This is a genomic window from Bacteroides sp. MSK.20.12 (assembly GCF_019052435.1).
In the GTDB taxonomy this organism is placed as follows: Bacteria; Bacteroidota; Bacteroidia; order Bacteroidales; family Bacteroidaceae; genus Bacteroides; species Bacteroides xylanisolvens.
Genome location: NZ_JAHQVH010000010.1, coordinates 30,763 through 56,124, shown reverse-complemented (window position 1 = coordinate 56,124; position 25,362 = coordinate 30,763). Strand labels below are relative to the sequence as shown.

Genomic DNA, 25,362 nt, shown 5'->3' with positions numbered 1-25,362 from the left:
GCGGTTAATAAATCGTTTATAAACTCTGTGAACAGTAATATTCATTATTATTAGTTTTTTTTTATTAGATTACATTTATCTACTTTATTATTAAGACGATTAAAAAACAATACACCACTAAACAACATTGCTTTTTTGTAGTATACAATATCTCTTTATTAAATATGTACTTCAGGAATATCTTGAAAACCAATATTTAGACAAAGAATGGTTATAAATGAAAATACCACATATAAGGATAAAAAACAGTTCATTCGAGCTTAACTATTTCATAATCGAAAGTATGTATTTCCACCGGACCAAGCAATCCTGAAGACTGCAAAGGCGAATCAGCCTTCCATGGATTGATTGTCGTCCATGTCATACGTTGATCTTCTGGAAGATGTTGATCACCGATAAGACGGTTCTGCCAATTGTTGACTACTGTTACTTCTAATGTATTATCACCCTTCTTCAGATATTCTGTCACATTCAGACGATATGGGAAAGTCCATACTCCACCTACATATTGCCCGTTCAGTGTCACTTTTGCCATTACCATTACATTACTCAAATCAATATACAAGCTCTTCTGCGGAAGTTTTTCCAATGTGAAAGTCGTTTCATAAACAGCCTGTCCGGAAAAGTATTTTATACTGTCATTCTCTGAATTCATCCAATCTTTCAATTGAGACCAAACTACCGGTGTCTTCGGTCCATGTTTACCTGCTTCAAATGTGATCTTCCAAGGGGTATCTATCTTATAAACTATTGCTTTCTGCGGAAAATTATCTTTCTTTTCTGTTACTTTGTTAGTCTTGCGAAAAACAATAAAGGCGCTTTCATTTCTTTCCAACTCAACAGGTAAAGATATATAGCCTTTTTTACTTTTAAAATCTGGTAAATAACGAATCTCTCCTGTTACAGGATTCCAAAGTTCCGGAGAGAATTCCTGCGACACACGAAATTCTCCGTTAAAAACCACTTTCTCATTATGCTGATTGGACACAAAATAAATTTCCGCATCCAGTAAAGTTCGATGTATAAACAAAATTGGCATATCTTTTTCACACCTAAAATCAGGATGTATATTCAGTGTATCCAACACATCTTGTAAAATAATACCCCGTTGAAACACTCTTCCTTTTCCATAATGATCGTTAGCAAACAATTCTGTACCAATATGTGATACTTCCTTATCTGCTTCAGGATAGCCGGACAGGCTAGGAGAATATTCAGGAGCATCACCATAAACAGCCAAGCCATCGTGTACCAATTCACTAATCTTTCTCAGTACTTCGGGGCGCATTGATTTTTGATTTGGCAATACCAGTAAACGGTACTTCATTCCATCAGGCAGGGTCAAACAACCATCTTTAACGATAGCCCTCGTTAAAAGAACCTCGGCATTAATAAAGTCAAAAGAATATCCTTTTGGTAATTGAGGATCTATTGAACCTGTCATTTTGGGAGCATCTTCACCGATGAAATAAGCGACATCCGCCACATAAGTACCTTGCTGTAAAAGGAAGTTCGACCTCCGCAGATAGTCTGTAAATAAATCCATTTGACTAAACCAAGTGTTTTTACGATGAAAATCATTTCCAAACCAAGCACTCACACCGGGATTACGATCTTCATAAGGTTGGTGAATATACAAATGGAGTAGTGAAGCATTGATACCTTCAGCGAAAAAACGATCAATACGTGCTTTCATATTGCCCGGATAATGGGTGAAATTAGGTCCTCCACTTGTACATGATTCTGCCCAAATACGCTTTTTACCGTAAATATGCCCACAAGAGGAAGCACAACGATTTTCAATTAGCCCCAAATCCCCAAAGCTCCAAAATTCACCACTAATCTCATCAGATTGACCGCCATATTGCAAGAACTCTCCCGGAAATCCCCAATGCCCATAATTTTCCAACCAAGTTGTGAGTCCATGTTGATGACAAATATCTCTCAATCCACCTACATAATCGTATGAAACTCCATCTGCAATCAGACGGCGCAGATCCCAAAGAAAACGAGAAGACATATCTTCATTCCCTACTACTTTACCATAGAGAGTAGGTAGATAAGGAAGTGGATCATATCCATAAGCTTTCTTGAAGCGCTCCAGCATATCATCCGTCCAATTTTGGCTACCCGTCTCATAACTGTCTTGCACTGCTATTTTCAGGCTCTTACGATCAGCTTCAGGTATACGGCGAAGAATTTCACCCATATAAGCATCAAAGTGTGCGTTGACATGTTGCTTACTCATTTTATCCACTTCAAGTCCGGTAGCTTCAGGTGTGGCAGGTGTATTTGTCACACCTGTCGTTTTCATTTCCAAACAGGAAATAATCCAGTCACCTTCCGGTACATTCCAAGTCAAAGTCCCATCTGAAGAAAGAAAAGCAGTCAAATCTATTACTTTATCCTGTGGTATCACAAAGCCCTCCGAATCGTTATACCAATCCTGATTAGTCCACATATATGAATCCCATTTAGGATCGGGACGTTGATACATCTTCGCCAAAGATTGTTCCGGATATCGTTCTACCGTTCTTGCGGAAGAAAGAGTGACCGTGGCCTCTACATCCCCATAAGAATTAATTGGCTTATCCAACAATAAACGAAAGTCCGCAGATTCCGTTGCAGGAAGAGAAAGAACAACCGGAGCATTGGTGAAAAATCCGACAGAACGCATACCATTAGTACGGTCTATCTCAAACTTCCGGATCGTTTTATAAGCATCACCGACTTTAGCTTGGAGCTCCGCTTCCGTCCAGACATAATTGTTTGTAGCAAAAATGAAACTACGAATTGGCTGTGGTTCATCAAGATGCATTTCAAAAACTACGGGTTCATATCCTTTCTGTTGCACTTTCCATTCTTTTTGAAACATGTCGCTTTGGACAGGATAAGCAATAATACGAACTAACTGCATAGAATCCGAATATCCTGGTACTGTGTACGAAAAAGTTTGCTGACCTTTCACCCTCGTATCGGTAGCTGCCAGATAACGCATACTCTGTTCCGGTTTCACCCACGGTCCTCCCGACTGACTCCACCCGGGACTATTAAACATTCCTATTTCTATGTCCAGTTCTGTCGCAGTTTTCAGTGCTGCATGTATGGCATCCCACCATTCGGGCGTAAATATCTTCACATCTCCATAAGCATTTCCTCCTATATCAATATTTCCTATATATGCACGGGTGATCCCTGCCTTTTTCATAGCATACAGGTCTTTAATCACTCCCTCTTTTGAGATATTATCTGAAATCCAATACCAATAACATCCCACTCGGATACTATCGGGAATTTCCCGAAAGCCTTTTTCAATAGTTACTATAGAAGGTACACCTTTTACATTCGAGCACGCTGACAAAAAACAAATCAAGGCACACGTAATCATTACTAAAACATTTTTCATAATATCATATTTTTCACTTTAGTCAAACGAAACTTCCAGCAACTCCTCCAGCCAATTAATAAAAAGATAATATATAGACCGGAGGAATATTGTGGAATTTCAAACACCAATCCTAACTTTTTACCTATATCTATTGAACTTTATACTATGAACGCTTGAAATTTAAGAAACCACTAAAGAGAAATTTAAAAAGAATCATATAAAAATAATAATCAAAGCGATTAACTTCAAGTCCATTCACAAGACAATTTTCCTAAAATTAATTTTGTTTCTGTACAGACTTAAATTAAATGATAAATTAGTTTATTACGGTGCATTTTTAAATGTATCAATAAAAAATTCAGCAGCCTCTAGAGAAGATTTTTCATTTTCATTTCTCATATTCTCATAGGTAACTGATAAACAGCAAATAATCAAATAAATAGCTTATGAGAAATACTTTCTAAGACGGCATTTCTCATAATACACCTTCTATTTTAGCTTAAAATTCACCTTATTCTCATAGTATTTCAGAGTGTTTCTCATAGTTAAATACTATACTTCTCCTTTTTTCTGGTTGAAGATAAACTGTAGTTCCGATTGTCCCATATATTATGGGAAAATGTTCCCTAATATTATGAGAATTTATTCCCACAAAATAAGAGAATCTTTTCCCTACTAGTAGGGAATACTTTCCCACAATATATGGGACAAGGAGAATATGTACTTCCCTGATAATGGTTGACTAGTTGTTTCTTTATTCTTGTATAGGTTGATTGGAAAAACACTATGAGAAATGAATCCAACAAGTATGAGAAACAAGGTAAAATACGGGGTATTTGACGGAAAAACTATGAGAAATGCCGTCTTAGAAATCATTTCTCATAGTCTATTCTATTAGTTTTCTGCTATTTATGATTAATGAATGAGAATATGAGAAATGAAAATCATAAATACACTCTAGTAGGGTATCTATTTCAAATTAAATAGAAAATCATAATGCCCTGCTTCTACATCAACAGTCTGTTCCTTAACGCTCACTTTCTTCTTATTCTTTTTACATGAGACAGCATTATTAGGGATGCAAACTGTAGCTGTTGTTCCGGCAGGAACTGTCAATTGAAGATTCAACTGATTATCATCTTTCAACTTCCAATTAACAGCAATTGTGCCATAAGGTGATTCTTTCGTTACTTTTACCCAGGTCACACCGTTTGGAATTTGAGGATCAACATAGAAGTGACGATATCCAGGGTTAGCCTCGTCAAGACGTATTCCTCCTACAGCCTGATAAAACCAAGTACCAATTCCATTGTAACAATTGTGCACACGACTTCGTTCTCCGCTCCAATATTCCCAAGTCGCTGTCGCACCATGGTCAATCATATATAGATAACCGGGATAATCACGTTTCTTCATCATTTGATAGAAGAAATCCACTTGTTTATTCCGAACAGCCCATTCTGTCAAAATAGGTACTCCAACCAAACCAACAGCAATATGTCCTTTATATTTTTCTTCAGTCATGGCAATGACATTCTTTTTCACTTTATTGTATAAAGAATCAGGCACAACCCCTACTAACATAGGATAGCACATATCCAATTGTGAGCCGGTAGAATAGATTCCTTTATCCGCACGGTAGAACGTCCGATGAATCAACTTGTTGAGTTTTTCTCTACGCATAACAAACTCTTCCGCCTCTTCTTTGTTTCCTAATGTTAAGGCTGTCTTATACATAGTGCTCAAGCATTCGCTGATAAAACAGTTACTTACCAAATCCACTGAAGCCTGATTACCTGCATCTACTCCCATGGGTGCCAGCCAGTCACCCAAATACCAGTCACGGTATTTGGTATCGGGCCAACGTTTCAGCAAACCATCTACTGTATATTTATCAACATACTTAAACCACTCTTTCATTTGAGAATAATATTTCTCAATCAAGCGGGGATCATTATAGTTGACATACGTTCTCCAGGGAGCCTGTACAAAGAATCCGCACCAATACGGACCGCCGCCACCGGCACCCGGATTAGGACCAACATGCGGCAAACTTCCTCCTTCACGCATGGAGTCTCCCCATGTTTGCACCCAGTTTTCAAATGTTGGAGCTACATCGTACATCGTTTGCAAAGACATCGTTGAGGAGTTTCCATCACCACCATATCCTGCACGTTCCAAATGCGGACAGTCTACCATATATCCACTAAAAGTCAGACATTTCATCGTATACTGAATCATTTGGTGAATAGCATTCAAGTCGGCATCCGAACATTCAAAAGTTGCGGTCTGTTTATAATCTCCATAAATTTGCAGAGATTTCATTGCACCTGTTTCCGGTTTCTGAGGAAGATTGGAGATGCGCACATATCGAAAAGCGTGATGATTGAATTTATTTCTGAAGTATTCTCCTTGCTTACCACCAGATATATAAATATCACTTTCACCTTGCTTGTCAAATTCACCGTCTTTCGTCAAATTATCACTATATTCCATAATAACTTCATGACCCGCCGGCAATATAGGCATTTGCATCTCAAACCATCCGGTCTGAACCTTCCCCATATCTACCAGCCAGAGACTTTCACCCAGCTTCTTTACAGACACAGCCTGCAAAATCTGATGTATCTTGTTTACCTCACACATTTGAGGGGAAGCGATATGATCGGGAACATTCACTTTCACAACAGGAGTCCATTTCATTTTGTCTAAAGCCTGTGTTGAAAGATCTCGCGAAAGAATCCTTCCATCCACCCTCTCACCTCCAAACTGCAAAGCACGCCAAGTACCTGTATCCGAATAGCCACTTTCACGTCCGTACCATGCTCCGTCTGTCTTCGTTACGACTTCCCATTTACCATTTCTCAACACATCCAATTCTGCTTTTACCAGCGGACCTTCATAAGCTGTTCCGAAAGTCGTCGTTTTATACCAACCTTGTCCCAGCCAGATAAGCAGATCATTTTCTCCTTCTCTTAAATAAGGAGTAATATCATAAGTAACAATTAGTGAACGTTTAGATAAATGTGATACAGCAGGGGTCAGAACGTCCTCCCCAACCTTTCTCCCATTGATATAAATTTCGTGATAACCTAACGTATTTACATGCAGGAAAGAAGTCTCTCCCTGAGTCAATTTCACTTTCTTGCGAAGAATAGGAGCACAAATCTTACCACCTTCAACAGAAGCCCCTATATATTCTCCTTGCATCTGTGATTTATTCAAGATACCAACTCCAAAACGGGCAACAGGACTCCATGAAGAAATTTGTTTTTTATCATCCCAAACGCGTACCCGCCAATAACACAAAGAACGAGAAGTTAAAGCTTTTCCCTGATAAGGTACCATAACCGAAGTATTGGATTTCAATTTTCCGGTATTCCATAAATCAGCTTTGTCCTGCACCAACAAAATACTATCCGAAGCTACCTGTATTTCATAATAAGTTTGCCCGCCTTTCCAGCCGTTCCCCTTTAACTTCCAACTGAAGTGAGGAGTCACATTATCAATCCCCAAAGGTTCAATTAGATTTTCACATTTTAATTCCGACAAATAAAATGATGATGTTTTCTTATTTCCATACACTATCACTGACAGCCAACAGAAACAACCAACCAAACACAATAACCGTTTCATACTATTCATATCATATTTCATATTTTACTTATTTAAGAATGACAAAATTATACGAGCCCGACGAAACTTCCATCCGAGCTGGATTAACTTTATCCACTACAATATTACTATTTCTACTTATCTGTCTGCCTGATTCCAATATCACTCTGCTCCCCCAATCCGGAATCGTCACCGTAGCCGATGTATTTGCTGGTACTTCTATTTGAAAATTCAGATTTCCACACTCATCTATTTTCCAATCAGAACGGATTTGACCGTACAGACTATCATAGATAGCTCTACAATACTTCAAATCGGGAACTATTATCGGCTCAATATAAAAATGCTTCATACCCGGATTTGACAAATTAGGTTTTATACCCGCCAATGAATTATAAAACCATGCCACAACACTCCCAAACATCGGATGACAATGTCCGCATCCCTCATCGTTTCCATCCCCATTCCATGTTTCCCAAAGTGTATTATTTTTTTTGTCAGCCAAATAACCATAACTTGGAAAATCCCGCTGATTCATCAATTTATAGGCAATGTCAGCTCTTCCATTTTCTGTCAGCACTTTCAGTAAAAGTGGAGTAGCCAGTATACCTGTATCAAAGTGATAATTAATCATTTTCAAATGTTCGAGTAAAGCCGAGAACACTTTTCCTTGCTTACCTTCCGGAACAAGTCCGAATGCCAACGCAAATACATCGGCTCCTTGTTTTCCCTCCCAATAATGACAGGTTGCTTCATTGTAGAATGCAGCGTTGAAGTTCTTTCTGATCGTTTCGGCAAGTGTACGCAGATAATGCTCATCATCTTTCTTGTCCAAAATACCCGCAATATCTGCCATGATGCAAGTAACATGATAAAAGTATGCCGTATTCACCAATGAGGCAGGAATTTCAATTCTGTTGTGAGGAGTAGACCACTCACCTAAACACCATCCATTCGGTTCCTCCCTCACGACTATCCCCTTGTCATCAGTACGAGTCTGAAGATATTCAACCCAATGCTTCATTCCCTGATAATGTTCCCGTAAAAGTGTAGTGTCACCATAGTGGCAGAAATAGTTCCAAGGTATGACTACATAAGCCGATCCCCATGCAGGTCCTCCGCCTCCACCGCCAAAAGGTGCGGTATGGGGAACATAGCCTGTATTTTTATTGCTCGCATCACTAATATCAGTCACAAACTTCCTGAGAAGACGAGTCATGTCAAATGAATAGAGCAGGCTTTCCGTGATGACTTGCCCGTCACCAGTATAAGCCAATCGTTCGCGATGCGGATCGCTACTTATTATACCTTTGAAATTGGCATGCATTGTACGGTTATAAGCCTCACAGATATTATTAAACAGTTCGTTAGAACATTCAAATTTTCCCGTACTCCTGATATCTGTATAAATGGATTTCACCCGTATGCTTTGCCCGGAGATTTCGATTCCCTCTGTTGCGATAACTTCTACCTTTTTAAATGCATGCCAGGTAAACTTGGGTTCCCATCTTTCTTCCTGACCGCCTTTCAGTATATATACATCTTCCTGACCATAATCCAAGCCCTCATCACTAATGAAACGCAGCTTCACAGAGTCCCCTGCCCTACCTTTCACAGTAAGTTCACACCAGCCCGAAACGGTTTCAGGCAGAGTGAAGATATACAAAGAGTCGTTTACCTGTTCACAATGGGTATTTACCGTTCCCATCACTTTCGTAAATGGAATTGTCTGTGCCTGCAAGGTCCCCGTAGGAGGACGAACCACCAAAGCCGGTTTCCAGGTAGAGTCATCATACCCCTCCTGATTCCACGAACCAAGTTCAAGACGGGCATCATAAACTTCACCTGTAAATATTGCATCATGCAAAATCGGTCCCGTAGTCGTTTTCCATGATGAATCAGACACAATCGTTTCCCTACTTCCGTCTTTGTATTCAATCTCCAGTTGTAGTATCAGCTTAGGAATATCATACCACATATAACCTTCCACAACACGGTCGCGTTGATTATACCAGCCATTACCTAATACGACCCCAATCACATTGTTCTGTTTCTTCAAATGGGAAGTGACATCAAATACATTATAAAGAACTCTCTGTGACGACTGGTCATCATAATGATACAAAAGTTTTTTCAACGATCTCTTATCATAATTCGTAACGGCAGGAGCCAATACCTGATCTCCTATTTTATTTCCGTTAAAAGTCATTTCATAAAAACCCAATCCACAGACATATACTACAGCCTTTTTGACAGCTTTCTTAATTGCAAACTCTTTACGAAAATACGGTGCCGGATATGTCAGTGTCGAGTCCGGATATAGATCTTCTGTCTGTCCTATCCATTTTGTCTTCCAGTCGGATGATTTTAATAATCCCATATTCCAGCTCGACACATCACTCCATTTAGTAGGAGTGTTATCTTCATCCCATACCATCACTTTCCAATAAAGCTGTGCTTCGGATGGCAAAAGTTTTCCCCGATAGTTAATAACAGACTCTGATGAATTGACCTTACCGGAATCCCAATAATCACCTTTCCCTTTATTGAGCTGTTTCAGACTGCTGGATACCATAACACGATAGGCCGTTTGCCTTTTTCCTCTTTGATCCGACACTAGTTGCCATTGAAGTATCGGTTGTCGGCTCTCAATAACTATCGGATTCTCCATATTATCACAACGCAGATTCACGACACGGGTATTGCCTCTTCCATAAATAAAGGAAGAAAATATCATCAATAACAAGAAGGTTTCAAATAATCTATTCATATTGCCCAATTTAAAGAGTTTATGCAATTTATGTACAATGAGCATTACTCAATCCTTGTCAGCCTCACTTTATGAGTGACAGGTTTATTGATTTTATAAATTGTTTCAACAAGACTCTTCATATAATTGCTCCAAACCTCCCGTATTTCGGGATTCATCGCTTTTATATACCAATCGTAGCTCATCCTAAGAAAACCATCTTTAGGCAAGTATTCTTTTAGCTTATCGATAGCTTTTTTATCATCTGCAAACAGTAATCCTTCCTTTTTCAGGAATGAATATTCGGTCCACAAGTATTCTCTAAAACGTTTCTCCACTTCAAACCGTTCTTCATTCAGATACATGATTTTCGCAGCTTGTTGATATTGGGGAGTATTTGGGTAATCTGCCAAATTCACTCCATTCGCCAACTTTTCGGATGAGAGATTGTCAATAAACTGATTGTCTATAGTTAACCGATACATTCCTTTCTCTAAGTTTGTTACCTGAAAACGTTCCTGATTAAACTCTTCCATAAATGGAACCAACTGCATTGCATCGCGTTGTGACCTTTTATTTCCCCAGCCACTTCTAGAAATAGAATCCAGCGGATAAGGAAGAGCATACGCCAGATAATCAAAAGTCAGATCAGCTCCGTTCTTTTTTAGTTTTGAAATTTTACAGTTCTTATGGGTTATTACAGATGAATGATATGCATCAATAGATACTGACGACACTTCATCCCCAGCCAATCCCTGTGCTTTCAGAAACAAATAGGCCATAACCATCTGTCCGTCATTATCCGGATGAATTCTATCTATCCTGCAGAATGTAAATGTAGAATCTGCCTCCTGCTCCTTTCTGCTTATCTCACGCATCGGTTGGTTAAAATCAACAAAACCCCAGCCATTCTTTTTAGCCGATGTACGTTGGGCATCTATGATTTTTAAAATGGCGTTGTTCTTATTACGCAATATAAAATTATTAAACCGGGAAGTCTCATCATAAGGAGAACCACCAATCAAAACTTTCTTTATTTTATTTTTAGCCAATAAACGTTCTTCTATTTCCCGATAGCTTTCCAATGACTTTGCAATCCGTTGTTCCGACAGTTCTTTTGCATCGTCTTTCATGTAAATATCATAACCGGTATCATTCATACCGAAAGTTAGAGTCACATAAGTTGGTTTCCTGTTGAAAACATCATAGTCCAAGCGATCCTTCATATCCCACGCACTCTCTCCACCAATTCCGGCATTCATGATAGTAATCGGTTTATCCGGGAAACGAGTCATGTAATACAACCAGATAAATGAATGATAATGTCCGCCGTGAGTAATGCTGTTTCCTACAAATACCACACGTTCCCCTTCTTCAAACCGAGGTATTGTTATTTGTGCCTGTAAGTAATCGCAATTTATATAAACTAAAGATAACAACAAGAGTATCCTCATTTTTAGTCTATTAGCCATTTTCTTTATTCTTTTAATCAAACCATAAAGATAACCGTACAACAATCAATCTGCTATATCCAGCTTATTCTTCTCTGCTTTCCCATACTGTTTCACCAATACACTTACGCCTCCTTTCAACAGTTCGGGAGTTGCCTCCATAGTGATAACCTTTTCTTCACCAGGCATCAACGTCGCATAATTATCGGACATAATTATTGGAAGTATTCTTTTCTGCGTAGCCTTATTAACAAGCCTCACCCGATTAGCAAAAGCCACAGTCTCGGAATTGTTCTTTACAGCGATCTTCATCTTTCCGTCAGACATCGATTTATCCACCAATCGGCAAGACAAATCGGCCTCTGGGAGTGTATTCAGCAATGTATAATCAAGATCATTCACACCATTCCGCCAATAGAAGTTTTCAGAGATTAGATTACCTTTGACATCTGTCAGTTCCAACTTGATAAAATGAAGCGGAGTCAGTTCTTTTATCTCTTTTGGTTTCTCACCGTAGATTTCGAATTCGAACAATGAATATCCGAACTGTGTGGCACGGCTGATGCCTGCCAATTTCACATAACGTGCTGTAACAGGTTCCAATTCAATCTGTTCAGTACCACCTCTTCCATCTTTGTTGGCATAAACGGTTTTCCATTCTTGCGCATCATTCGATACTTGCAGTTCGTATTTCTTAGCACAAGCTGCCTCCCATTTCAAAATAGCCTTTTCTATCTTTTCTTCTTTACCAAGATCAATGTATATCCATTGAGGATCACTGTATGCACTTTCCCAACGACTTCCCGCTCCTCCGTCAGTAACCATTGAAGCACTTTTAGAGGCACCTGTTGAAGAAGAAGCTACAGCCTTCTTTCCATAAGCCAGATTGAAAGGGTTAAAGTTCAAAGAAAATGCTTCTGCAATGTTGCTGGCTGCCACATCGACCTGTTTTGCCTGTCCGTATGCAGGCACTTCTTTTCCATTCAAGTTGTAAATTGCAGCTTTAGCTATTGCACCTTTCAAGTCCTTTGCTGTAGTATTTATTACTTTTATATTGTTATTGGAAGCATTCCATTGGATATGTAAAGGTTCACAAGCCTTTTTTGCTCCCCAATAAGCACCTGTAGGATCGTAATAATAGTCATAAGTCTGCCATACAAACGAGGGATAAGCCGGATGGCTCATCCAGATCAGAAGTCCGGCTGCATCATTCCACATCTTATCGTTCCAAGCCTCATACATACCTTTCATCACTTCGATATTCAGCATTTGCGCTTTCTCGCAGAATTCTTCCAATCCGGATGATTCTCCGTACTGTGTGTTCACTGAATTCTTATAATTAACCGGGTTGGCATTAGACGCTTCCTTACCGAAGAAATGTTTGTTCCATACATTGTCATCATCATTCTTCAACTGCTCATCAGTAGGCAGAGGCCACCAGTCTTTTTGCGGGATAAACTCTTTGATGCTTTCAAATGTGGGGAAAGTGGCCGTTCCTATTTCTGTACGCATACCGTAACCGTGATCAATACCGTATGGATAAGCCGGTGTATTAAATGCCAGATTACTGCCTGAAGTTTCAAAATGGTGTCTTGGAGGTTGATTTCCCCACCAACCACTTCCGGACAGTCCATCCTGATTGGAGCAAGACTTATACATACGGTCATTATTGTCCTCCTTCGCAATCATTTCACGCAGGTAATTATCCAAATCAGGTGTCGGATGCGTTTCATTTGCTCCACACCAAATAGCAATAGAAGGATGGTTTCTAAGGCGTCTGACTTTATCAAGGGCATTCGCTTTAAATGCTTCCGGTTGAGCCACGTCATTGTATGCTACATATAACCAGAAATCATTCCATACCATAATCCCATATTTATCACAATAATCATAAAATTCATCATCAGTAACACACCCTGTCCATAGACGGATCATATTGTAATTCATTTCCTTATGAAGTCTGATTTTCGTTTCATACTCTTTACCCTGACAGCGAAGCAGATATTCGCTCATTCCCCAGTTTCCACCTTTCAGATAGATCTTCTGTCCGTTGATAAAGAATGTAAGAACAGGATATCCCACTACATTATCGACCATTTTATACTCATACTTCTTGATACCGAATGTCATTTCTTTTACATCCGACACTTTTCCATCTACAGAACAAGTCAGCTTACAAGTATAAAGATTGGGATCACCATAACCATTCGGCCACCAAAGTTTCGGATGGTCAACGACCAATTGTGCTATGTCATCTTTGTTAATAGATAGTCTGGCGGTTGTTCCTCCTTCTACCCGAATGTCTTTAGAGAAAGAAATATTCCCCGGCTGAATCACTCCGGATACAACGACATCTTTGAGGGAAGAAGAAGCATTTCTAATATCTGTTGAGACAGAAAGCTCTGCTTTCTGCAAGGTCGGTAACTCTGAACGTACCCAAGGATCTTCCATCACTACATCTCCCGTTACCACAAGATAAGCATTGCCTGTGATACCAGCCAGACGTCCCGGTACGTATGGCATCCAGTCCCAACCGGCACCAGCCAGATAACTGGGGCTACACGCAACTCCATACGGGTCTTTAGCCTTACGCGTCTTTTTCTGATCGGCATCGGTAATCAGAACAGCTATCACATTCTTACCGGATTTCTTTATCAGATTAGTTACATCAAACTTCGAACGTAACATGTGACCGCTTACATCTTTAGTAGATGTTTTTGTTCCTGATATCTTCTCGCCATTAAAATAAAAATCGGCAAAACGGTTCGTATTGTCGAAATGAAGCCATACCCGCTTCCCTTCCGAATAAGAAGACGGGAGTTCGAATTCCGTACGATACCAGAAAGGACGGTTATAAAACGTTTCGTCTACTTTATAAATATTATCGGCATAATTAGGATCAGGAACGATTCCTGCTTCAACATAAGCAGTAAAAACAGTTCCGGGAACCACACCTTTAACGTAATCGGACATTTTAAATTCCGGAGTAGAAATCTGTTCTCCGGTTATGTTCTCTAAATCTGCCTGGGGTTTCACTTCCCAGATAATCCGAGGATTAGAGCTGTTCAAAGACATCCATGTACTCTGCTCTGCACACCCTGTCTGGATTAGAGCTAATATAACCGATACAATGATAAGCCCAAGTTTATTCATCATACTATCAAGATTTTAAAGTAACAATTTGTTTTAGAGTATGTTATTCAATCAAAGTCCCCACTCAACATTAGGTTTATCACCCATAAACAGCTCTAATGTACCTCCGGCTGCAATGTCCGCAAAATCAAGATAACATTTATTGTATTCCTGACCGTTCAACAAGGCCTTTTGTATGTAGACGTTATTTATGCTGTTATTATGAGCTATCACCGTGAATTTCTTACCAGTATAATAGCTGGGATCAAGATTGAACTCTACTTTATCAAAAACCGGACTTGTAATCTCCATACGTGTATTTCCCGGACAGGAAGGATGAATACCGGAAGCAGCCAACACATACCACGCCGACATCTGACCTACATCTTCATTGCCAACAATCCCTTCAACTTTGTTTGCATAAGCCTTTTCACATGTATAGCGTGTCCATTTTTGAGTATACCAGGGAACTTCAAGCTGATTGAACAAAAAAGGAACAAAGTGCACAGGTTCATTCGCATGGTTATAATATTCATTCCACAGCATATTAGAAGGAGTTTTATTAAAGAAATCTGTTAAATCCGCAATAACTTTCTCCTTACCACCCATCAAATTCACCATTCCCGGAACATCGTGAGGTACAAACCAACCTTGCTGATAAGAGTTTGCTTCTATACACCCATACCATTCTTTAAGACGTGCATTCTCCGGCCATTCTACCCATGTTCCATCTGCTTTGCGAGGACGGAACCATCCCTTTTCTTTATCAAAAATAGAATGATATGCCTGTCCCTTTTCATAGAAACATTTGGCATCGTCTTCTTTCCCCATAGCTTTCGCTAATTGAGATATACACCAATCAGTATAAGCATACTCCAAAGTGGTTGAAATACTCAATGGTTCCGGAGCATACCCCAATGAATCATTACCAAAACGACGGGATGTGTTAACGGCATAACGATATGCTTTCTCTGCATCATACGTACGAATCCCTTTGATATAAGCATCCGCCAAAACAGACAAAGCAGGATTTCCCAACATACAGCCGGAATAGGAATTCAGCAATTCCCAACGTTTATAGTATTCGCGCCCACTCTGATCTGCCATAGTAATCAATGAGTTCAGTTCATCACTTACTAAACGCGGATTAATTATAGTCTGCAAAGGAAACTGACTACGAAATACATCCCATCCACTGAATATAGTACGTTTTGTAAAAGTGCTGTCAGCCGTATGTATTTTATAATCACCGCCTACATAACGTCCGTCTACATCTGTATAGATACGAGGATCAATCATCGTATGATACATGGCAGTATAGAATATCGTTTTTTCATCATCCGTACCACCGGATATCCGGACACGATTAAGTTCTTTATTCCACAATTCAGTAGCTTCCTGCTTTACTTGTCCAAAATTTTTAGAGGCTATTTCTTGTTCAAAGTTATTTGCAGCACCCTCCATATCAACAAAAGAGATACCAACTTTCATTTCTACAGTCTCTCCCTCCTTCGTTGGAAATTCAGTAAAAAAGCCCAAGTGTTTACCCGTCAGTTCTTTCTTGTCTTTTATAACCGGAGCTTGTGATACACGAGTCAAATAAGGAATACTCACTACTTCATCACGTTTCCGAACCCAATGTTCGGGAATATCTGCACTCCAAAAGCCATAATTAGTCAAAGGTTTACTAAATTGTGCATAATAATAAACGGTATAATCAGCTTTTCCTTCACCATTACCCCATCCACCACCATCAGGTGTACACTTCATCCATCCTTGAATAGTGTAATCATCTACAACTTTAATATACTGCGAAGTAGATGTTCCCCCTACTCTACGAGCTAAATCAATCTGAATACGCGATTGGTCACTAGAAGGATAAGTAAAATGTAAAATTCCACAGTGTGGTGTCGCGCTACTTTCTACTTTGATATGATAATCAGTCAATTCTACCGAATAATATCCGGCCTTAGCCGTTTCAGTGGCTTTGTTATAAGCCGAACGATATCCTTTTATACTATCATTATTCTCTTTACCTGCCACTTTATATAATTCACCAGTTGTAGGCATCACAAGAAAATTGCCCAAATCACCAAACCATCCCACACCACTCATCTGGGTAAAGGCAAATCCTTCGATTGTCTTATGTTCATCACTGTATCCGGAACCGTTATCACCTCCCGTTATTGTATTAGGACTAACCTGTACCATACCATACGGAGTCGTAGCTCCGGGAAAAGTTTTACCTAATCCGTGATAAACACCGGCAGCCCCTACACTAGTACTGGCACCAATAAACGGGTTTACATAATCGGTCGGAACCAAATCTTCCGATACGGTATTGGTTGATGAGCAACCCGTCATCCAACACAAAAAGCAAACAATTAAAAGATTAGCAGTCGCTTTATACATAACAATAATCTAATTATTTTAAGTCAAACTAAGAACGAAAGTCTTAATACCAAACCGAGGCATTGAAATCATCATTTCCGATTTACCTGCACGTGTTTTTATCTTCTTTCTTTCGATACATTGTCCATTCAAATCAACTTCCTCCACTCCGGATAATGGCATGTCAATGGTAACCTTTTGTAATTTTTCGTCCCCTTCAGAATTGAACAGGCGCAATAGTACCTTTCCATCTTTCATTTGAAGAGCACTCACTTGATAACCAGTATTCTGTAAATCAATAAATGATTTCGATTCCGGTTTTGCCACTGGATAGCAAGAATACAGCAATGGTTCATTCCAACAATCGCTATCATCTGCGATTGATGCTTTGTCCCATTTGCCACGATGAGGTATAATTGCATACTTCATCCTCAAAGGGTGTGTTATTTTATAATCAGGTCCCCAAAGTCCTCCACCCGAATATTGAGCAGTCAATCCTAGCGGATAGCCCTCTCCATAAGAATAAGAAGTAGTATGGTCTGATAATAAGGCCAAAGCATAGTCGCCTTCCTGTTCAGCCAAGTCAACCCAATGAAGTATAATATTATGTTTGATTTGATCCCAAGAACCAAAGAAAGTATCAGTCAGTTTGCTTTCGCATACGTCAAACGGTGCATTTTTATAGACACGAGGAGAATGTAAATCAGTCGGGAATAATACACTTAGTTTAAACCGATCGTCACAATAAGCCCGACGATTATCACGCCAACGTTCCTCTTTATATTCACCAATACCTACATTCTTTTTCCAGTCAACCGTCAAATCAAAATCGATTCGTCTCGTTCCTTTAGTGAGAGTGATTACCTGTGTAAACGGATGGGAAGCAATCTCACCCTCTATCTTAATTTTTTGCTCATACACATTATCCCTTATTACTGTCAGCTTGGCCGGAGTCTCTATAGAAGAACGAAATTTACCTTCTTCATAAAAAAAGCCTCGTAGCTCCCCTAAAGCATATTTCTCCGTTTTACCTGCAAAATCCTTGTTCCCTTCTTTTTTAGCTATCAGGCTTTTTATGGTTCCTCCCTTTGATAAGTCAAAAACAATTTTATACATATCATTTTCAACCACGTATTCCTGTTTATTCACCTTATTACCTTCCAAAACGAATCTACTCTCCGAAGCCTCTTTCTTATCGGCTTCTTTCTTTTTTATACAATACGTGGAATAACCAAAGGGAGGAATCTCTGCCTCAAAAAATAATCTTATCTCTTTACCTTCATTTTCTACCAAACAACCTATATCTTTACCTTTCCAGTCATAAACACTTAAATCCGCATTTTCAGATTCCGTAGGCAGAAGAACACTTACGATTTCCTTTCTTCTCATTCCTAATGTATTAAAAACACGTATATATTGCTGTTGAGCATTATTTTGCGGAATAAACTTTTCATTAAAGCTCTGCATAGATGCCTCAATAATTCCATCTGCAAGATGATTGGTACTGTCTGTCCATCGCTTAATCTGATCAGCCCATGTTCCTTTTCTATTCAGTCCATTATAAGGCACAATCCACGAATCATGATGTTGTGCCAACATCAGTGTACGCCAAGCCTCATCCATATCTGCCTGTCGACAAATATATTTATTTTCCAGATAAGCCATTACAGACATTTTCTCTGCCATGACAATTCTATTTTCTGAAGCACGTACTTCTTGCGCTATTTTTTGCAAAACCTGACTTCCCCACATAAGATTCACATGTATATCTTCCTGTGAAAAATACCAGTTATCATCCGTTTTTCCGATGGAGACATTTTCAATGTAATCTCTCCATGTCATATATATAGAGTTATTTTTTGTGTTCTTTCCACTTCCCAACCATGGGCCGTTCTTCCATCCCGCATCCTGAAAACACATACCAACGGGGTGTTTGATACCTGCGTTACGGCAATCTTTTAAATAAGCATCCGAGTTTCCCCAAGCAGTTGTCTGCCAAGTTGATCCCGGCTCTAGTTTTTCACAAGCATATCTGGGAACGGTCAAGATTGCAGTCCCGTCCGGTCCCACCCAATTAACCAATTCTCCGCCATAAGCAGCAGTATACCCTCCCCAACAGGTATTGGGACATTTTAATACAGCATATTTAAAGCCGAATTGTTTAAGGATTTGTGGCAAGCAACTTGTGAAGCAAGGTTCTTCTACCGAATAGGTTACAAAATCGACCCCCGGAAAATGTTTGTTTATTTTAGCAATACCATATTGAAACTGTCTTATTATACTCTCTCCCGAGATATTATAACAATAAGGCTGTGCATAAGTAGGATTCGTAAACTCTACCTGATTACTAGTAGCCATCTCTTTAAAACGCAAATAAGCCTCCGGAGTCTGTACTCTGACTGTATCCCATGTTTCAGGCTCTATCTCCATACAAATCCGCCAGTCCGGATGCATAGCCAGCTGATCCACAATGAATTGAGTTTTCCACTTTACCGGATAATGTCCATATATCCCGCCATGATACCCATCAACAAAATAAGCTTGTTGAGAATAAACATTTGCACAAAAGAAAACAGTCAGTAATATGATATAAATTTTATTCATGGTATCCTAAACCTATTTATCTTTGTGTTGCTCCATTCTACACATAAATTCATATAATTTATTTTGGACAACTTCTTTATTATTTTCATATTCCGGAGATATCCAATCAACGAGTGCCAGCAAAGTCTGATTTTCTATAAATTCTTCCTTCAGCCTTTCGTTGTTTTCCACTTCTATGAGAAACTCTGTTTTTTCATCAGAAGTAAATTCATCCGCAAAATATTTATTCAGACAATTCTCCATATACACAGTCCTTTTTTATCAAAGAACGATTATCTCAATAAATACCCCTAAAAAATACCGATAAAATCATTAAAAAGTTATGCAGCCAATGTTACATTGAGTTTTGCTCTCAACTTTTTTAGTGCTATTCCCATCTGACATTCCACTGTATTTACCGAAATGCCTAAACGTTCGGATATTTCCCTATACTTCAATCCTTCCATGCGACTTAACAAAAATATGTCACGACATCTTTTAGGCAAACTATTGATAGCATCCCGTATCAGTTTCTCCATCTGATTTCTTTCTGATATATCATATACATCAAAACGATCCAAAGATTGCAATTTCAGATTCAACTCAATCTCAAAAGAAGCCTTCACATTCTCGACATACTTTTGCTCGAATACTTTATGCTTTAAATAATCCAAACATTTGTTTCTCACAAGTCTGAAAAGATAAGCATTCATATTCTCAATATGATTCATTGACTCTCTCTTTTCCCATAAGTCTGTAAACACATCTTGCGTTATGTTCTCAGCATCCTCTTCCGACATCACAAATTCTTTTGCAAACCGAACTAGCTTGGGATAATAAATAAGATACAATTCTGAAAAACTCATAGTTGTGTGTTTCTTTAGATTAGTATTCAGTTATCAAAAATCTTGTGATGCAAATATAGAGATGAAAAAAGCCTACTTCTTAGTGGAAGTAGGCGGGAAAGTAAACGTTTTATAGATCAATTATTATATATACATTTAATAATCAACAGTTTATAACAAGATCATTTTTTAGTTTTGGTAAACTGGATAGAATCATTTTTGAGACAAAGAACCAAGCTTTTTTACCTCCTCCTCAAAGATATTACTATCAAGAGTGGACATTCTCTTCACTTTACTCTTATAATTATAGATTGTCTGCACAGAATAATGCAAAAATACAGCAATCTGTCCAACATCGGTAATTCCTAATCGTATCAATGCAAATATGCGTAATTCTGTATTCAGTTGGTCCTTTTCCAGTTTATAACGCTCCTCCGGTTTCAACAAAGAATTGAACTTTTCCACAAAGTTAGGATACAATTTAAGGAACGCTTTATCAAAGTTATGATATAGTTCTTCAAGTTCCTTTTCAAAAGGTCGGGAGGATGACTTATATAAATCATCAATCTGTCCGGTCTTGATTTTCCTGTTCACATTCTTCCTGTACTCATCTAGTTTATTAATATAAACGGCACATTGATTCATAAAATACCCCACATATTTTTCCTTAATCAGATTAGCTTCGTCGAGATTCTTATTCAGCCCGACCAGTTCCTCATTCATAGCTTTAAGATGCCGTTTAGCCCGGGATACAATTTTTGTTTGTTTATATGTAAAATACAGGGTGATAGCAAGAGCTACCACAAACAAGCTAGTCAGAAATATATAGAAACGGAGGTTCTGCTTTTGTTTTTCCAACCGGATCAAGTATGTATTTTCAATAATCGGATGGATGCGGGCAATTACCGTATTCTTAAAACGGGAATTATAAAAGATGGCATCATCCAACGCTACTTTAATATAATTATAAGCCCTGTCTATATCTCCTTTATGATACAAATTAACCGCCAATGTCAATAATGCCTCATTCTCTTTGACAGCCAGTTTTGTATCTGTCATAGCAGCCAGCATTAGAAACTTTTCTTCCAGTGCATAATTCCCAATCAACCGATAAGCTCTGGCAAGCCCCATAGCCATCATAGCATATCCATGAGATGCCGGCTCTTGTTTATCATATATCTCTGTCAAAATCAGAAGAGCCTCTTTGGTACTTCCCTTATCTTGAAGCTTCACAGCTTTTTCTTTTCTATATTCATCCGACTGGTCAAATAAGATGCTCATCACAGTATCCCGATAAGCCTCTTTTTCCGATATATACTCGTTTGAAAACCGTACATCGTCCGTGTATTTAATGAGATTTTCATAATAACGTATACGATTCCAGCAATACAAAGCTTTCAAATGATCGGGTAAATCCGCACATTTTATCGACTTAAAAATATCATTTGCTTGAATAAACAAACCGGATAAAGAATAGACAAAAGCCAACCGGAGCTGCTCTTCCAAAAGATATTCTTTATTACCAATCGTTTTTGCTATATCAATATTCTCATGAATATATTGTTCTGCCGAGTCACAGACAAAAGTCTCATATTGATGGATAATCTCTTTATTTAAATTGTATATATCCTCCAACGAATTAAGGCCAACTTTCTTTTTCTTTAATTCTTTTATGGTAGCTTCTTTTTTCTGGGTATATATCAAACGTTCAGAAATCACTTTGTCTAACACCTTCAACAAAGAATCATTCTCACTATCTGCATAGAGGTAAAACAAGGAGTTTAGAAGGAAAAATATAAACCAAAGTGTGCGTTTCATAATCATGTATTCTTTCTTAATCTGCAAAAAAATGTATTTTCTTTGTGTTATTCGCCAAAAAGAGCGTAAATCATTCTTTTTATTGCATCTTTTAACAAATGAAGATGGAGAAATTACCCCATTCTAAATGATATTTGTGAAACCATGCTGACTAAAAAATGAATCTAAAAGATATGGAGTTAAAAAAAGCTTTTTTGCTATACGGACTTTGCAAAAAGTATAAATATTAGTTCTATATTTGCAGCCGTTAAAAGAGAAAGATGAAACAAAGCTTAAAATTCGGACTACTTTTAGTGTTGGCTTTGCTCATCCATTGTGCAACTAATGGAGCAATGGAAGATATGTGCAAAGTTTCCTCCCCGACTTATCGGCAGGAGAAATGCTATGTATCACAAGATCGTCCGATTCAGGATGCTTTGGAACGTCTTTATAATCTTTATACGACGCAAACCTGTGACATGAGTCATACAGACGTCGCACATGTTCCGACAGATAAAAGCATGTTTTTGTTAATCGCTTATTTCTGTGACCATTACAAACATCAAAGTCCACCTTACCCTGTCTCATCCCATTCTCCTACATACTATTACGATCCTATCTCCTATTATATATATGGGTTGAGAAAGATTGTCATTTAGCCTACAGTACAGTAGACTCTTTTGCTCGTCATTTATTACAGTTGGTTTTATTCTCCATAGGGCGAATAGACTAATTGCTTATTTCTATATAATATTCAATCTAAACAGCTATTGAATTATGAATTTTACATTTTTAGTTGTTGTTTTACTGACAGCGCTTGCTTTTGTCGGTGTAGTAATAGCCCTCTCGCGTGCTATCTCTCCCCGTTCATACAACCTGCAAAAGTTTGAGGCTTATGAATGTGGTATACCGACACGTGGTAAATCATGGATGCAGTTCCGTGTAGGCTACTACTTGTTTGCCATCCTATTCCTTATGTTCGATGTCGAAACAGCTTTTCTGTTTCCGTGGGCGGTAGTTATGCGTGACATGGGACCACAGGGACTTATTAGTGTTCTCTTCTTCTTTATCATTTTAGTTCTGGGTCTTGCTTATGCCTGGAGGAAAGGAGCTTTGGAATGGAAATAACCAAAAAGCCAAAAATAAAATCTATTCCGTATGATGAGTTTATCGACAATGAATCATTGGAAAAGTTGGTCAAAGAACTTAATGCTGGAGGAGCCAATGTTGCCCTCGGAGTACTTGACGACTTTATCAACTGGGGACGCAGCAATTCACTGTGGCCGCTTACCTTTGCAACCAGTTGTTGTGGTATCGAATTTATGGCACTGGGTGCCGCGCGTTATGACATGGCCCGCTTTGGGTTTGAGGTAGCACGTGCCAGCCCGCGTCAGGCTGATATGATTATGGTATGCGGAACAATCACCAATAAAATGGCTCCGGTACTGAAACGACTTTACGACCAGATGCCCGATCCGAAGTATGTGGTTGCCGTAGGCGGATGCGCTGTCAGCGGAGGTCCTTTCAAGAAGTCCTATCACGTAGTAAACGGGGTGGACAAGATTCTTCCGGTAGATGTATATATTCCCGGATGCCCGCCACGTCCTGAAGCTTTCTATTATGGCATGATGCAATTGCAACGCAAAGTGAAAATAGAAAAGTTCTTTGGTGGAGTAAACAGAAAAGAGAAGAAACCGGATTATTTAAGAAATGAAGAATGATGAATGATGAATGAAGAATTCGCATGCAACATCCCGGCAGATTTTTCATTCTTAATTTTTCATTCTTAATTTAATTTGATTTATGCAAGAAATACAATTTATAGCTCCTGCAGCGTTACACGACGAGATGCTGCGCTTGCGAAATGAAAAACAGATGGACTTTCTCGAAAGCCTCACCGGTATGGACTGGGGAGTAGCCGATGAGAAAGACGCTCCGGAAAAACTCCGCGGCTTAGGCGTAGTCTACCATCTGGAATCTACCATTACAGGCGAACGGATAGCACTAAAAACAGCGACAACCAACCGCGAGCTACCGGAAATACCGTCTGTCAGCGACATCTGGAAGATAGCCGACTTCTACGAACGTGAAGTTTTTGATTTTTATGGCATCACCTTTGTCGGTCATCCTGATATGCGCCGGCTCTACCTGCGCAACGATTGGATTGGTTATCCGATGCGTAAAGATAACGACCCGGAAAAGGATAACCCACTGTGCATGACCAATGAAGAGACGTTTGATACGACTCAAGAAATAGAACTGAACCCGGACGGAACCATCAAGAACAAAGAGACGAAACTGTTCGGCGAAGAAGAATATGTAGTCAACATCGGTCCGCAACACCCTGCTACTCATGGTGTAATGCGCTTCCGTGTTTCTCTGGAAGGTGAAATTATTCGTAAGATTGATGCGAACTGCGGGTATATCCACCGAGGTATCGAGAAAATGAATGAAAGCCTCACTTACCCTCAAACATTAGCTTTGACAGACCGTCTGGACTATTTGGGCGCGCATCAAAATCGTCACGCATTGTGTATGTGTATTGAAAAAGCCATGGGCATTGAGGTCAGTGAACGCGTACAGTACATCCGTACCATAATGGACGAGTTGCAACGTATCGATTCTCACTTGCTGTTCTACTCTTGTCTTGCTATGGACTTAGGAGCGTTGACAGCATTCTTTTATGGATTCCGTGACCGCGAGAAAATTCTCGATATCTTTGAAGAAACTTGCGGCGGACGTCTGATTATGAACTACAATACGATTGGCGGTGTACAGGCTGATCTTCATCCTAACTTCGTCAAACGAGTAAAAGAGTTCATTCCATATATGAGAGGAATTATCCACGAATATCACGATATATTCACGGGTAACATCATCGCACAGAGCCGTATGAAAGGCGTCGGTGTGTTAAGCCGTGAAGATGCCATCTCTTTCGGTTGTACCGGAGGTACAGGCCGTGCATCAGGATGGGCGTGTGACGTACGTAAACGAATGCCATACGGTGTATATGACAAAGTCGATTTCAAAGAAATCGTTTATACGGAAGGTGACTGCTTTGCCCGTTACCTGGTGCGTATGGATGAGATCATGGAAAGTCTGAACATCATTGAGCAATTAATAGACAATATTCCCGAGGGACCTTATCAGGAGAAGATGAAACCTATCATCCGTGTTCCGGAAGGCAGTTACTATGCAGCAGTAGAAGGAAGTCGTGGTGAATTTGGTGTCTTCCTGGAAAGTCAGGGTGACAAAACGCCTTACCGTCTGCACTACCGTGCTACGGGATTGCCGCTTGTTGCTGCAATTGACACCATTTGCCGGGGCACAAAGATTGCCGACTTAATTGCTATTGGCGGAACAATAGATTATGTCGTTCCGGATATTGACAGATAATACTTAATTATTAAA

At 39.2% G+C, this 25,362-nt stretch carries 14 protein-coding genes; 4 read left to right on the top strand and 10 right to left on the bottom strand.

Going from position 1 to position 25,362, the window contains the following annotated elements; all coding sequences use genetic code 11:
- Positions 1-250 precede the first annotated feature (250 nt).
- The 10 genes from KTR06_RS07675 to KTR06_RS07630 form a co-directional block, all read right to left on the bottom strand.
- Positions 251-3,406, bottom strand: a complete 3,156-nt coding sequence (locus KTR06_RS07675; protein WP_217290163.1) for a glycosyl hydrolase — start codon at positions 3,404-3,406, stop codon at positions 251-253.
- A gap of 951 nt (positions 3,407-4,357) precedes the next feature.
- Positions 4,358-7,033, bottom strand: coding sequence for a family 78 glycoside hydrolase catalytic domain (locus tag KTR06_RS07670; RefSeq protein ID WP_118407834.1), 2,676 nt, complete (start codon positions 7,031-7,033; stop codon positions 4,358-4,360).
- A gap of 19 nt (positions 7,034-7,052) precedes the next feature.
- The gene (locus tag KTR06_RS07665; RefSeq protein WP_118407835.1) at positions 7,053-9,773 is read right to left on the bottom strand and encodes a family 78 glycoside hydrolase catalytic domain; all 2,721 of its coding nucleotides are present in this window, start codon (positions 9,771-9,773) and stop codon (positions 7,053-7,055) included.
- Positions 9,774-9,817: 44 nt separating this feature from the next.
- Positions 9,818-11,224 (bottom strand): SGNH/GDSL hydrolase family protein, encoded by a 1,407-nt coding sequence (locus KTR06_RS07660; RefSeq protein ID WP_217290162.1) that lies wholly within the window; start codon positions 11,222-11,224, stop codon positions 9,818-9,820.
- A 45-nt stretch (positions 11,225-11,269) separates the two neighbouring features.
- Positions 11,270-14,359 carry a discoidin domain-containing protein gene (locus KTR06_RS07655; protein WP_217290161.1) on the bottom strand — a complete coding sequence of 1,030 codons (3,090 nt, stop codon included), beginning with the start codon at positions 14,357-14,359 and terminating at the stop codon, positions 11,270-11,272.
- 48 nt (positions 14,360-14,407) lie between these two features.
- Entirely contained in the window at positions 14,408-16,747 is a 2,340-nt protein-coding gene (locus tag KTR06_RS07650; protein ID WP_217290160.1) for a GH92 family glycosyl hydrolase, read from the bottom strand.
- A gap of 18 nt (positions 16,748-16,765) precedes the next feature.
- Complete coding sequence (locus KTR06_RS07645) at positions 16,766-19,330, bottom strand: glycoside hydrolase family 38 C-terminal domain-containing protein (protein ID WP_217290159.1); 2,565 nt, start codon at positions 19,328-19,330, stop codon at positions 16,766-16,768.
- A 12-nt stretch (positions 19,331-19,342) separates the two neighbouring features.
- Positions 19,343-19,573 (bottom strand): anti-sigma factor, encoded by a 231-nt coding sequence (locus KTR06_RS07640; RefSeq protein WP_217290158.1) that lies wholly within the window; start codon positions 19,571-19,573, stop codon positions 19,343-19,345.
- Positions 19,574-19,650: 77 nt separating this feature from the next.
- Positions 19,651-20,175 carry an RNA polymerase sigma-70 factor gene (locus KTR06_RS07635; RefSeq protein WP_004301470.1) on the bottom strand — a complete coding sequence of 175 codons (525 nt, stop codon included), beginning with the start codon at positions 20,173-20,175 and terminating at the stop codon, positions 19,651-19,653.
- A 192-nt stretch (positions 20,176-20,367) separates the two neighbouring features.
- Positions 20,368-21,972, bottom strand: a complete 1,605-nt coding sequence (locus KTR06_RS07630; RefSeq protein WP_032851024.1) for a DUF6377 domain-containing protein — start codon at positions 21,970-21,972, stop codon at positions 20,368-20,370.
- Between the two features lie 260 nt (positions 21,973-22,232).
- Between KTR06_RS07630 and KTR06_RS07625 the strand changes: the two genes are divergently transcribed.
- The 4 genes from KTR06_RS07625 (at position 22,233) to KTR06_RS07610 (ending at position 25,347) form a co-directional block, all read left to right on the top strand.
- Positions 22,233-22,610: a hypothetical protein gene (locus tag KTR06_RS07625; RefSeq protein ID WP_004312115.1), complete on the top strand. Its 378-nt coding sequence runs from the start codon at positions 22,233-22,235 to the stop codon at positions 22,608-22,610.
- A gap of 118 nt (positions 22,611-22,728) precedes the next feature.
- Positions 22,729-23,079, top strand: a complete 351-nt coding sequence (locus KTR06_RS07620) for an NADH-quinone oxidoreductase subunit A (protein ID WP_004312114.1) — start codon at positions 22,729-22,731, stop codon at positions 23,077-23,079.
- Positions 23,070-23,672 (top strand): NADH-quinone oxidoreductase subunit B, encoded by a 603-nt coding sequence (locus KTR06_RS07615; RefSeq protein WP_004312113.1) that lies wholly within the window; start codon positions 23,070-23,072, stop codon positions 23,670-23,672. The genes KTR06_RS07620 and KTR06_RS07615 overlap by 10 nt, the downstream gene beginning before the upstream one ends.
- Positions 23,673-23,754: 82 nt before the next feature.
- On the top strand, positions 23,755-25,347 hold the full coding sequence (locus KTR06_RS07610) for an NADH-quinone oxidoreductase subunit D (protein ID WP_004312112.1): 1,593 nt from the start codon (positions 23,755-23,757) through the stop codon (positions 25,345-25,347).
- The last annotated feature ends 15 nt before the right edge of the window (positions 25,348-25,362 follow it).